This window comes from Mesorhizobium sp. B2-1-3A (assembly GCF_006442655.1).
GTDB lineage: Bacteria > Pseudomonadota > Alphaproteobacteria > Rhizobiales > Rhizobiaceae > Mesorhizobium.
The window spans coordinates 36,779-49,752 of the sequence record NZ_VFWK01000008.1 but is presented as its reverse complement, the minus strand read 5'-3'; the positions used below and the strand labels follow the sequence as shown (position 1 = coordinate 49,752).

Genomic DNA, 12,974 nt, shown 5'->3' with positions numbered 1-12,974 from the left:
CCGGCGAGCGGCATCGCATGGGGCTTCCTTAGTGCCGTTCCATGTCACTTCCTTAACAGCCGCTGGGGTAATCCGCGCAATTGCGGGCAGCGGCCGGCGAAGGGTAGCCGGCGGCAACCGGCGCAGCGTGGAAAGCGACCGGATTTCATTCGCTTGCCACTGCTTGACTACAAAACAGCCGCGCTCACAATCTTGCGACGGCGCGGCGGGAAATCACGCTCACTTCACCTCGAATTGCGGGTCGACCGGAATCTGCATCGCCGTGACCAGATGGTTGGTCTGCCCCGCCAGCCCGATGATTGACACCAGCTCGCCATGCTGCGCATCGGTCATCCCCTTGGCGCGCGCCGCCGCCGTGTGCGAATGGACGCAGTAGGAACAGCCATTGGCGGTCGAGACGGCGATATAGATCATCTCCTTGGTCAGCGGATCGATGGCGCTGTCGGCCACCATCACCACCTTGAGCTGCTCCCACACCCGCTTCAGCGACACCGGATCATTGGCCAGCCCGCGCCAGAAATTGTTGACGAAATCCGATTTGCGCGTCGCGCGGATATCGTCGAACACGGCCTTCACCGCCGGGATTTTTTCAACCTCGACATCACTGAGGAGTTTTGTGGTGGCCATGGGGTGGTCCTTCCGTTTCGATCGATGAATTAGGTCGTTGAATCAAGCTTGGAGCAAAGGCGGCTAACCAGCATCTCTGATTCAGTTTTTGATGCAGATTTGAGCAGAACCGTGGAGGTTTGCGGAGCCCCTCCTCACCTTTCGTCATCCTAGGGCGGAGCAGGAGCGAAGCTCCGTCGCGGAGACCCTGGGATCCATTCCGTGACGTCTATCGAAGTGTGCAGCGGAGCAGAATCCTGCACCGTGGCGGCGCATCCGAGTCCCGGCATGGATCCTCGGGTCTGCGCTGCGTCGCTACGCTCCTTGCTCCGCCCGTGGATGACGAAATGAGGGATGCCTCGGCTAATCTCCGGTGTTCGATCCAACGGCGCGATCATCCGCTTTACCCCGCAACCTAATGCACGGCCGCGTACATGATCTTCTCCTCCGTGGCCTCGGCCGGCGAAAACTCCTCGACGATGCGGCCCTGGCGGCAAACGAGAATCCGGTCCGACAGGTTCATGATCTCCGGCAGGTAGGACGAGATGACCACGACGGCCAACCCCTCGTCGGCCAGCCGGTTGATGATCTGGTGGATCTCGGCGATGGCGCCGACATCGACGCCGCGCGTCGGCTCGTCGAAGATGACGATGCGCGGCTTTTGCACCAGCCCCTTGCCGATCACCACCTTCTGCTGGTTGCCGCCGGAAAGTTCGACCACGCGCGCATTGTCGTTGATCGCCTTGATATTCAGCGTCTTGGTCCATTCGGCCGAGAGTTGCCGCATCTCTTGCGCATTGATCACCCAGGCCTTTTCGCGGCCGGCCGCCAGCAGTCCGCCGAACAGGTTCTCGGCAATGCCCATCGTCTCGAAAATGCCTTCGCTCTTGCGGTCCTCGGTGACATAGACGATGCCATCGGCCACCGCCTCGCTCGGCACGAGATAGCGCACCGGCCTGTCATCGAGCTCGATCGCCCCGCCGCGCAAGAAATCGCGCTTGTAGATGCCGGACACGATCTTGAAGGTCTCGGTGCGGCCGGAGCCGATCAGCCCGAACACACCGGTGATCTGGCCTTCGAAGATCGAGAAGGAATTGTTGCGCACGACATTGCTCATCGAAATGTCCTGCACCGACAGCACCTTCTTGCCGGCCTTGCGCAGCCTGGCCTCGTCACGCTGTCGGTAGATCTGCCCCGACAAGGTGCGCCCGACCATGGCGGCCACGATCTTGTCGCGGTCGAAGGCGGACGTATCGTCGGTGACGACCAGTTCGCCGTCGCGCAAAATGGTGATGCGGTCGGCAATGGCAAGCGCCTCTTCCAGCGCATGGCTGATGAAGACGATCGAGACCCCATTCGCTTTCAATCGGCGGATCAGCGCGAAGAAATGCCGCTTTTCCTCCGGCGTCAGCGTCGCCGTCGGCTCGTCGAAGATGATGATTTCGGCATTGTGGTGCACCGCACGCGCGATCTCCACCATCTGCCGCTTCGCCGCGCCCAGCGTCGCCACCATCGCGTTCGGATCGACCGGGAAATTCAGCGACTGCAGGAACTGCTGTGCTGAAATATACGTGCCACGCAGCCGGTTGAGGAATTTTTCAGTACCGAGATAAAGGTTTTGCGCCACCGTCATCGACGGCACCAGGCTGGTCTCCTGGAACACCATGGCGATCCCAGCCTCGAGTGCCGCATGCGGCGAGGCGTAGGCGATCTCGCGCCCCTTGTGGAACATCTTGCCGGAGGTGGCGTCGACGACGCCGGCGATGATCTTGGTCAGCGTCGATTTGCCGGCACCATTCTCGCCGAGCAGCGCGTGGATCTCGCCCTTACGCAGGTCGAAGCTGACCTGTCTCACCGCGGGCACGCCGCGATAGGTCTTGGTGACGTTCTCCAGGCGAACGATCGGCTCCATCAGAAACCTCCCGAGTCGACGGCCAGCACGCAGTCGCCACCCTTGGAGGCGATGAACAGCCGGCCGTCCTTTTCCGCCACGCTGCAGATGCCATGGCGCGTGCCGTTGGCGCGGCTGTGCAGGCTGAACTGCGGCTGCATGTTCCGATCCAGCCTGACCACCAGCCCGTAGGAGCGGCTCGGCGACCATGGCTTGTGGATTCCCATGGTGCGGATGCCGCCGCATTGCAGCGGTTCGAGGAAGCTGCGGTTGGAGGCCAGCGCCGGCGCGATCCAGTATGCCGGCGGGACCTGGTCGATCATGTCCTGCCGGTAGTGCGTCTCCTGCAAGACGAATTCGATCAGCCGGTTGCGCGGCGCGAACAAGGTCAGCCACGCCCCGCCGTCGCGCGCCGGCGCGAGCCGCGCGGGATAGCCGGGCAGATGTGTCAGCACCGTCGAACGGTTGCCCGTCGCGCCGCTGAAACGGACAAGCTGGTGGCGCCAGCTTTCGCTCACCAGAACGCCCTCGCCTGCCGGGTGGAGCCCGTTGGGGAACGCGATGTCGCCTGCAACTTTCTGGAAGCCGATCGCTCCCGGGCCACATCGCCACAGCGAACCGGACGCGCCCTTCTTCATCAGGTCGGCGGCCCATTGCGATGGCGCGTGCTCAGCCGAACCATTGGCGAGCCAGAGCGTGCCATCATCGGCATAGGCAAGTGCCGTGATGCAACGCACATCCGCCGGAAGCGACACCTCCTTGCCCGATATCAGCAGCTTGCCGCTTTCAAGCGCCACCGTCAGTTCACCCGATGGCGACAGCGCCAGCGCCGAGACGGGGGACGCAAAGGTCTCGACAAGCTTGGGCTCGGCTCCGGCGCCAAGCGAATAGACGGCGTTGCCGCTTGAGGCGAGCAACCTCTCACCGGAGGCCAGCAGATTGTCCGGCTCGGTCAGTTCGGCAAACGCAGGCGCGTCATCGAGCCGCGTGTTGGGCCGGAAGGCGCCGTCGAGCGGCGGGATGGTGACCGCCTTGCCGCGAAACATATCCAGGATCGGATCGAGGATCATGGCTTTGCTCCCCAATAGGAAGCGGGGCTGGTCCAGTTCGGGTCGGCGCCCGAGATCTTGTAGCGGCCGATGCGGTTGTTGAGGATGCCGCCGACGAAAAGATATCCCTTGTGCTCGCGCATCGAGGTGACCATCGGATGCGCATCGCCGGTGAGGTCGCCAAGTGCCTCGACGATGCCGCCCTTCTCGTTGAATTTCACCACGCCGCCGGTGTTGATGTTGGGGAACAGCCACTCGTCCTGCGGCAGCCGGCGCGTCATGCGCTTGCGCATATCGGGATGGCGCAGCGACAGGTCGAAGCTTGGCGTGCGCATGCCCAGCCACGCCATCCAGTAATTGCCGTCCGACGCCCGGTTGATGTTGTCGGGATAGCCCGGCATGTCGCGGATGACGCATTCGGCGGTGCCGGCTTTCGGCCCTTCGAGCCAATAGCGATGCACGCGGCAGGCCCAGCTTTCGGCGAAGAACAGCGACTTGCCGTCATGGGCCATGCACACCCCATTGGTGTAGCGATAGCCGTCGAGCAGCGTCTTCGTCGAACCGTCCTTCGGATCGTAGACCAGCAGGCGCCCGGTGGCGCGGTTCTCGATCGAGTCCAGCGCCCAATCGTGGGCGTCATATCGCTTCGTCGAATCCGTAAAATAGATGCGGCCGTCCGGCGCGATGTCGCAATCATTGGGATCGCGCAGCCGGGCATCGTCGACGATCGAGGTCCAGGAGCGTGACGTTTCCGCCGACAGCCGTTTGACTTCGCGCTGCGGCGAAACGGAATAGAGCCCCATGGCGCCGACGCAGCTGATCAGATTGCCCGATTTGTCGAAGGCGAGCCCCAGCGGAAAGCCGCCAATATGGGCAAACACTTCAGATTTCACATAGTCCGGCGCGAAGAAGCGGACGATTTCGCCATGCCGGGTGCCGCAATAGAGATTGTCGTCACGGTCGAGGATGACATCCTCGGGCCCTTCCAGCTCACCGAGCCCGATATGATCGGCCGCCGACAGCCGGTTGTCGAGTTCGTAAGGCGTGCCGGAGCCCGGCACCGCAGACTGTGTCTCGCCCATCTTGAGATAGACCGGTGCGACATAGACTTCGTTGAGCACCTTGTGGCGGTTCTTCAGCCAGCGGATGTCGATTGTGACCGCCACCGCCAGCATGATGCCGAGCACCATCTGGTTGGTGCCGGTGCCGTAGCCCAGCCGGATCAGCCCGTTGGTCATGGTCAAGACGATGATGGCGCCCATCAGCCCCTTGATCACCGAGCCGCGCCCGCCGCCGAGGCTGACGCCGCCGACCACCGCGGCCGTCAGCGCCATGATTTCGAGGTTGAGGCCGGTCCCCGGCCCTGCACCGCTCAAGCGGCAGGCAATGAGGAAACCGCCGATCGAGGCGCAGAAACCCGAGAAGACATAGGTCATGAACACGGTGCGGCGCACGCGGATGCCGGCATTGTGCGCCGATCGCCTGGAGCCGCCGACCGCCAGCACATGCCATCCCGGCCGCGAGCGCGTCAGCGCGATATGGGTGACGACGGCGAGGATGATCGCCAGCCACACCGAGACCGAGAGGCCCCAGAAGGTGCTGTCGCCGATGAAATCGAGCACGTCAGATGTGGCGGTCGAAAGCTGCACGTCGGCGGCGTAGGTGGTGACGAGGATATCGAACAGCGCCCGCCCGAAGATGAAGGTGACCAGCGTGGTGAGGAAGGCGCGCAGCCTGAGATATCCGACGAGGTAGCCGTTGATGGCGCCGAAGACGAGGCCGGTGGCGAGCGAAGCAGCCAGCGCCAGCCAGATCGACTGTTCGAGGATGAAGAACACATAGACGGCCGAGAAGCAGGACAGCGCGAAGATCGAGCCGACCGAGAGATCGATGCCGCCGCCCAGCATCACCACCGTCATGCCGGTGACCACCATGGAGAATTCGCCGAGTTGGCGGGTCGATTCCTGCAGCGACGTCAGTTTGAAGAAACCCGGAATGATCGAGCCGAACACGCCGAGCGTTGCCACCAGCGCCAGGAACGGAATGGCATTGTCGGTCCAGCGTTTGGTCAGGATCTCGCCGACCAGATGGTCGGGCACGAGATTGTAGCGCCAGGACTGAAGGCGTTCGCGAAAGGACATCGGCTCACTGCGGTACGAGAAAGAGGTGGCCGGGCAATCCGGCCACCTCATTGATATCTGTCGGGAACGTGCGGTTTATTTCGCCGCCGCTTCGGCCTGCAGCGCCTTCAGGTCCCAGCAGCTGTCGGGCTTGAGATCGGCCTTGGTCGTCGCCTTCTCCAGCGTGTAGATATAGGTGTGCGAAGTGCCGGCTGGCTGGCCGCTCTGCAGCAGGAACTTGATGATGGCGTTCATGTCGCCCGACTGGCGGGCAAGATCGGTCATCACCACGGCGCCATAGGTACCATCCTGCAGCTTGTCGCAATCGGCCGCCTTCTCGCCGCCGCCGGTGGTGACGAGAAACACCTTGCCGTCGAGCTTGGCGTCGCGGATCGCGGCGGATGCGCCGGTGGCGTCACCATCCCAGAAGTCGATGATCGAGCAGATGTCCGGGTTCTGCTGCAGCATCGTCGTCGTCACGTTGCGCGAGGTCGTCGCATCCCAGTTGGAGTCGGGCTTGGCCACCACCTTGAAGTCAGGATGCTTTTCCAGCACCTTCATGATGCCGGCATACTGATAGAGGCTGGAAGAGTTTGCCTGGTCGCCCTGCACCAGCCCGATCTTCTTCGATGAGTTTTCGCCGCAGCCCTTGATCGCCGCTTCGGCCTCGAGTTGGCCGAGCCGGTCCCAGTCGCTGCCGACGAAGGCATCGGCCGGGAAGTTGGCGGGGTTGTCGACCAGAAGCACATAGGTGCCGGCGGCCTGCGCCTTCTTCATCAGCTTGGAATAGGAGTTGAGGTCCGGTGCATGGATGATCAGCACGTCGGGCCTGGTGTCGGACGAGATCGCGTCGGTGATCGCCTGGGCGCCCGCATCGACCACCCAGTTCGGATCACGCGTCTCGAACACGCCGCCCCAGGCCTCGACTTCGGTCTTGAGATAATGCGCCCAGCCCTGCGCCAGGTCGAAGCCCATCGCCAGCGGCACCAGCATGACGCGCTTGCCCTTGAGCGCCTGCGCATAGGCGGCCGGGCCCGGATCATCGGCGGCGAAGGTCGGCGCCACGAAGGCGGTCACGGCCAGCGCCGTGGCGGCGGCCATCAGTGTTCTGATCAGTTTCATGTCACATCCTCTGTTTCGATTGTCATTGCCGGCCGATCGTCGCGATCGTTCCGGGTACCCCTAAATGTCGCCTTGTTGCGCGGTCTGTTCGTCGCGTGGATTGATGATGCCGTCGACGATGATGGCGCCGAGCAGGATCGCTGCCTTGATGAGGTTCTGGTAGAGCAGCGGAATGTCGATGATGGTCATGGCGTTGAGCAGGATGCCTATCAGCGCCGCCCCAACCAGCACGTTGCGCACCCCGCCCCGTCCGCCCGACAGGCCGATCCCTCCGATCACCGCCACCAGCACGATGTCGTAGAGCAGCGTCGAATTGACGACGCGCGTGTTGATCGAATGCAGGCTGGCCGCCGTCAGCAGGCCGGCGATCAGGGCAACGAAGGCAGACAGCACGTAGCGCAGCACCAGCATCGGCCGCACCGGGATGCCGATATTGCGGGCCGCGACCGGATTGTCGCCGGCAAAATAGATATAGCGCCCCCATTTGGTGTAACGCAGGAAGAGGAAGAACAGGAAGGCGAGGCCCGCGAAGACGAACACCTCGATCGGGATATCGAGGAAGCGCAGGCCGCCGAGCAGTTCGACCCAATGTCCCTGCGGCACCGGCACCGCATCCTGCGTGATCAGTTGCGAGCGCACATAGCCGAAGACGAAGGAGCCGGTGGCCAGCGTCACGAAAATCGCCGGCACGTCGGCATAGGCGACGAGGAAGCCGTTGAGCAGCCCGATGGCGAGCACGCCGGCCAGCACATAGGCGAAGGCCAGCCCGTCCGAGGTCCCCGTGTTGAGCAGTTGCAGATACCAGGCGACCGACATCGCCATGATCGCCACGGCGGACAGGTCGATACCGCGGCCGATGATGACGACAGCCATGCCGAGCGCCAATATGCCCAGCACCGACACGGAGCGGACAATGGCGACGAGGTTGTTGGGATCGATGAAGCCCGGCAGCCCTATTGCCGCGGCAACGAACAGCACCACGGCAATGGCAAAGACAATGCCTTCCTGATTCAGGCTCCTCGGATTTAGCCAGCCGGTCGTGTTCATGTCTGCATTTGCCCCGATGGCAGCGCTGCCATCCCGAAAGCCAGAGCTAATCGGCTCAGCGCCGGTTCGTCAAATGAATCCGCGTTCAGAACACCGGCTGATGTCGATATTCACCGGGTGGACACATTGATTGCCGAAACTGGCGCAATGTGCGGAAACTCCTGCATTTTTGGCAATCGATTGCGCCATCGCAGCCATTTACGAAAGCGCCGCATCAAAGCGAAAGAATGAGGCGGAATTTATCTCCGCATCGGGCGAAAAATTCGATCTCAGTTCGCCGGTACGTGGCCGGAAACCTCTGCCCCCGCTGCGGGCGGCAGCACGAGAAAACGCAATGCCGCGACCAGGCCGATGACACCGATCGCCAGGAAGGCGATTCGAAAATCGGCGAGGTCGAGCGCCGGTCGGTCCCTGGCGATCTGCGACAGGTTCAGGATCGCCGCAGCCACTGCTACGCCGAACAGCATCGCCACCTGCTGCAGCATGGACGACAGCGTTGCCGCCGAGCTGCGTTGCGCCGCATCGATATCGGCGAAGGCCAGCGTGTTGAGCGCGGTGAACTGCATCGACCGCGACAGGCCGGCGATCACCATCAACACGACAACGAGCGCCTGCGGTGTCTGCGGCGAGATCGCTCCGCAAGCCATGATCGAGGCCGAGGCGATGACGCCGTTGACGACCATCACCGAGCGGAAACCGAAACGCCGCAGCGTTGGCGTCGTTACGGTCTTCATGCCGAGATTGCCTAGAAAATAGGCCAGGATCATCAAGCCGGCATCGACGGGCGAGAGGCCGAAGCCAACCTGGAACAAAAGCGGCAGCAGGAACGGCGTGGCGTTGATCGCCATCCGGAATATGGTGCCCGCGGCAAGTGTCGAGAGGGCGAAGGTCAGCACCTTGAACGAGGAGAGATCGAGCAGCGGATGAGCCGCGCGCCGGAGATGCCGCACCGCCAGCCAGCCGATGACGATGCCCGCCGCGATCAGCAGCACCGTCGGCCGCAGGCCGTCCTCGGGATGCGCGATGCGCTCAAGGCCGTAGAGCAGGCAGGCGAGCCCGAGCGACGTCAGGAAAAACCCCGGCCAGTCCAGCGGCTTGGGATCGGCTTCCCGGTCACCCGGAATGAAGCGGGCGACCAGTGCCAGCCCGATCAGCCCAAGCGGTACGTTGATGAAGAAATTCCAGTACCAGGACAGATAGGTGGTGATGAAGCCGCCGAGCACCGGCCCTACCACGGGCGCGAACAGCGCCGGCCAGGTGATCAGCGCGGTGGCGTTCAGCAGCTCGGACTTCGACGCATTGCGCAGGACAAGAATGCGGCCGACCGGCGTCATCAGCGCGCTGCCCAGCCCCTGCACGGCGCGAGCAGCGACAAATTGGGTCAGGTTTTCCGAAAAGCCACAGGCGAGCGAGGCCAGCGTGAACAGCGCGATCGCCACGAGAAAAATGTTGCGCGCGCCGAACCGGTCGGCAAGCCAGCCGGACAGCGGCACGAAAACAGCCATGGTCAGCATATAGACAGTGATGCCGATGCTCATCGCCACCGCCGGCACGCCGAAGGAGGCACCCATCTGCGGCAACGAGGTCGAGATGATCGTCGAATCCAGCAATTGCATGAAGAAGGCGATGGCGACGATCAGCGCCACGCGCCGCGCACTGGTGGCCGTTGCCGGCAAGGCTTCAGTTTCGGGAATGGCAGTCATGTCGAAACCGGGTTGAACAGCATTTGACCGACTGCGTCCATAGCCAGCGCAACAAACTTTCGTGTCGCCTCGCGGCCTGCTATGGGATGAGCGGGGCGACAAAGGAAAAGGGCGCGCATAAAATGAAGCCCATCTACATCGACTATCTCAATGCTCTCGACATCGATGCGCTTGCCATGACCGACGGCGAAATCATTGCCGCCGTCGAGGCCGGCCTGGTCGCTCAGGGCAAGGGCCAGACCGTGATCGAGCCGCGTGTTCACCTGGAACCGGACCCATCCTTCCACGGCCATTTCAACGTCCTGCGCGGCTATGTGGCGCCACTCGATGCGGCGGGCGTGAAGATCGTCGGCGACTATGTCGACAACTATCTGCATGGCCTGCCCTCTGAATTCGGCATTCTCAACCTGTTCGATCCGCGCACCGGCACGCCGCGTGCCATCCTCGATGCCACGGTCATCACCGACATGCGCACCGGCGCCGTCACCGCCATCGGCGCGAAGCATCTGGCACGCAAGAACTCCAAGGTGCTCGCCCATATCGGCGCGCGCGGCACCGCCTACTGGAACGTGCGCCTGCTTGACCATCTCTTCGACTTCGACGAGATCCGCGTCCATTCGCGCCGCCCGGAAAGCCGTGACGGCTTTGCCGCCAGGCTCTCCGCCGACCTCGGCAAGAAAGTGACGGCGGTCGCCGACTGGAAGAGCTGCATCGAAGGTGCCGACATCGTTGTCGAGGCCTCGCGGCTGCCGGAGCCTCAGCCGCTGCTCAAGACTGAATGGATCAAGCCCGGCGCGCTGGTCGTGCCCTATGGCACGATGAGCGCGGTGGAGCTGTCGCTGACCGACATCATGCAGAAGATGGTGGTCGACGACTGGGGCCAGTGCAAGGGCGGCAAGTTCGGCTCGCTGCGGGCCCATGTCGAGACCGGGCGGCTCAGCGAAAAGACGCTGCATGCCGAACTCGGCCAGATCGCCGCCGGCCTCAAGCCGGGCCGGCAGAGCGACGACGAGACCATCCTGTTCTGGCATCGCGGCCTGTCGCTGTCCGACATTGCGCTCGGCAAGGCGATGCTCGCCAAGGCAGGAGAAAAAGGCATCGGCCAGAGGCTGCGTTTCGCATGAGCGCGCTCGTCCTCACCGGAGCCGCTGTCAGTGTCGGCGATATCGCCACCGTCGCCCGCGGAGCCCGCAAGGTGGAGATCGGCCCCGATGTCCTCGGCAGGCTGGACAAGGCACGGAAAGTGCTCGACCAGGTCGCCGCCTCCGGCCAGCCCATATACGGGCTGAACACCGGGCTCGGCGCCAATCTCGGCACGGCGGTCGAGGGCGACGCCAGTGCCTTCCAGCGCCAATTGCTGGAAGGGCGCAGCGGCGCGGTCGGCGAGGCGCTGCCGGTTGAGGCGGTGCGGGCAACAATGGTCGCCCGCCTGGCGATGCTGTCGGCCGGCGGCTCCGGCCTCTCGCCCGCTGTCTTCGTCGCTCTGGTCGACGTGCTCAATGCCGGTGTCCACCCGGTGATGCCGTCGCTCGGCTCGATCGGTGCCGGCGACCTCGTGCTGATGACCGCGCTTGCCCGTGTGCTGATCGGCGAAGGCGAAGTCGACTATCAGGGCCGTCGCATGCCGGCGGCCAAGGCGCTAATGATGGGCCGCCTTGCGCCCATCAGCCTGGCACCCAAGGACGGGCTGTCGCTGATCAACGCCTCGGCGGTCTCCTCAGGCAGTGGCGCGCTGGCGGTAACTGACGCGCTGTCGGCGCTGGCCCAGCAGCAGCAGGCCGGCGCGCTGACCATGGAAGGTCTTGGCGCCAACCGCACCATCCTCGATCCGCGCCTGCACATGGCACGCCCTGCAGCCGGCCAGCAGGAAGCCGCCAAGGCACTGCATGATCTGCTTGCCCGCGACGAGCCGCCGGCGCCGACCACCCTGCAGGACCCGCTGTCGATCCGCTGCATGCCGTCGATCCACGGCGCGCTGATCGAGGCGATCGGCCAGGCGAAACGTGCCGTCGAGATCGAGCTCAACGCCGCCGCCGACAACCCGCTGGTGCTGGGCGATGACGAACTGGTACTGTCGACCGGCAATTTCCACACGGCCGCTCTTTCGCTCGCTTTCGAGACGCTCAGCCTGGCGATCGCGCAATGCGCCGCCGCGAGCGTCGCCCGCTTCATTCAGCTCACCGGCTCGGGACGCAACGGCCTGGCGAAATACCTGTCGCCGGTCGGCGGCGCGTCGGCCGGCTTCGTGCCCCTGCAGAAGACCGCGACATCGATCCTGGCCGCCATTCGCCACAAGGCCAATCCTGTGATGCTCGACTTCCTGCCGGTATCGGAAGGTGTCGAGGACCATGCGACCCAGTCACCCCTCGCCGTTGCGAAATGCGCCGGGATGATCGCGCTGTGGCGGCGGCTGATAGCCTTCGAACTGATGGCCGCCGCCCAGGCCGTCGACCTGCGTGAAGGGTCGACGCTGGGGCCACGCACCGGCTCGATCTATGCGGCGGTGCGCGCGCATGTATCGATGCTGAAGGACGACCGGCCGCTGGGAACCGACGCCGAGGTGCTCCACGCCATGCTCGCCGATGGAGCGTGGCAAGGCGCTGCGACGATCAGCCAGGAAACCGAATAATCAGCTCTTTGCGTCCACCCTTTTCATGAACAGGCTGAGCTCTGCCGGGTCCATGTGCACGATGTGCCTATCCTCGGGATAGGCGCCACTGTTGACGTCGGCGACATATTCGGAGAATGCCGCCACCCGCTCCGCCTGCAGCCGGTCATATTCGGCGGCGAAATTGCGATAGACCTTGGAGTGGCGCGGCATGTGGCCCCGGTTCTGGCCAAGGATATCCTCGGCGAACAGATATTGCGCGTCGCAGCCGGTGCCCGCCCCCATCGACAGCATGATCAGCGAGGTCCGCTCCGAGATGGCCTTGGCAACCTCCACCGGCACCACTTCGATCTCCGCGCCGATCGCACCGGCGGCCTCCAGCTGCTTCACCGCTTCGAAGACCTGGATGGCGGTGTCGGCGGTCTTGCCGACCGCCTTGAAGCCGCCGGTCCAGGTGGCGCGGGACGGAATGAGGCCGACATGGCCGATGACGGGAATGGCATCGTCGGCCATCCGCTTGATCGTGGCATAGCCGGCGCTGCAATAGACCGCGTCGGCACCGGCCTTGTAGAGCCGGAACGCCCAGCGCAGGAAATCATCCGCCGTGCCGATCTCGAAGAAGTTTTCGCCCGGCATGGTGAACAGGCTGGGTGCGGCATCGCGATATTGGGGGTTGAGCACCAGTTCGGGCGACACCGACACGATGTCGACCCCTGCCCGTTCGGCGGCCTCCGCCTCATCAAGCGTCAGCACGCGCAGCATGGTCAGCTGGCGCTTGCCCTTCATGGCGCGCAGATCGGCGACGGTCGGTCTCTTTCGGCTCATTAG

General features: G+C 63.9%; 10 protein-coding genes. 2 read left to right on the top strand and 8 right to left on the bottom strand.

The features are described 5' to 3' along the window. Positions 1 to 219: 219 nt before the first annotated feature. From FJ977_RS29285 to FJ977_RS29255, 7 genes are all read right to left on the bottom strand, one after another. Positions 220 to 627 (bottom strand): carboxymuconolactone decarboxylase family protein, encoded by a 408-nt coding sequence (locus FJ977_RS29285; RefSeq protein WP_140775691.1) that lies wholly within the window; start codon positions 625 to 627, stop codon positions 220 to 222. 394 nt (positions 628 to 1,021) lie between these two features. Beyond that, a complete protein-coding gene (locus FJ977_RS29280) occupies positions 1,022 to 2,518 on the bottom strand; it encodes a sugar ABC transporter ATP-binding protein (protein ID WP_140775690.1) in 1,497 nt (498 codons plus the stop codon). Then, positions 2,518 to 3,567: a hypothetical protein gene (locus FJ977_RS29275; protein WP_140775689.1), complete on the bottom strand. Its 1,050-nt coding sequence runs from the start codon at positions 3,565 to 3,567 to the stop codon at positions 2,518 to 2,520. The genes FJ977_RS29280 and FJ977_RS29275 overlap by 1 nt, the downstream gene beginning before the upstream one ends. Next, complete coding sequence (locus FJ977_RS29270; protein ID WP_140775688.1) at positions 3,564 to 5,687, bottom strand: SMP-30/gluconolactonase/LRE family protein; 2,124 nt, start codon at positions 5,685 to 5,687, stop codon at positions 3,564 to 3,566. The genes FJ977_RS29275 and FJ977_RS29270 overlap by 4 nt, the downstream gene beginning before the upstream one ends. A 75-nt stretch (positions 5,688 to 5,762) precedes the next feature. Next, on the bottom strand, positions 5,763 to 6,788 hold the full coding sequence (locus FJ977_RS29265) for a sugar ABC transporter substrate-binding protein (RefSeq protein WP_140775687.1): 1,026 nt from the start codon (positions 6,786 to 6,788) through the stop codon (positions 5,763 to 5,765). Positions 6,789 to 6,848: 60 nt separating this feature from the next. After that, positions 6,849 to 7,835 (bottom strand): ABC transporter permease, encoded by a 987-nt coding sequence (locus FJ977_RS29260; protein WP_140775686.1) that lies wholly within the window; start codon positions 7,833 to 7,835, stop codon positions 6,849 to 6,851. A 269-nt stretch (positions 7,836 to 8,104) separates the two neighbouring features. Further along, a complete protein-coding gene (locus FJ977_RS29255) occupies positions 8,105 to 9,538 on the bottom strand; it encodes a DHA2 family efflux MFS transporter permease subunit (RefSeq protein ID WP_140775685.1) in 1,434 nt (477 codons plus the stop codon). 122 nt (positions 9,539 to 9,660) lie between these two features. Between FJ977_RS29255 and FJ977_RS29250 the strand changes: the two genes are divergently transcribed. Further along, entirely contained in the window at positions 9,661 to 10,662 is a 1,002-nt protein-coding gene (locus FJ977_RS29250; protein ID WP_140775684.1) for an ornithine cyclodeaminase family protein, read from the top strand. Next, the gene (hutH, locus tag FJ977_RS29245; RefSeq protein WP_140775683.1) at positions 10,659 to 12,167 is read left to right on the top strand and encodes a histidine ammonia-lyase; all 1,509 of its coding nucleotides are present in this window, start codon (positions 10,659 to 10,661) and stop codon (positions 12,165 to 12,167) included. Before FJ977_RS29250 ends, hutH begins: the two co-directional genes overlap by 4 nt. On the opposite strand, the gene FJ977_RS29240 is transcribed toward hutH, so the two are convergent. Beyond that, a complete protein-coding gene (locus FJ977_RS29240; protein ID WP_140775682.1) occupies positions 12,168 to 12,971 on the bottom strand; it encodes a 3-methyl-2-oxobutanoate hydroxymethyltransferase in 804 nt (267 codons plus the stop codon). Between the last annotated feature and the right edge of the window lie 3 nt (positions 12,972 to 12,974).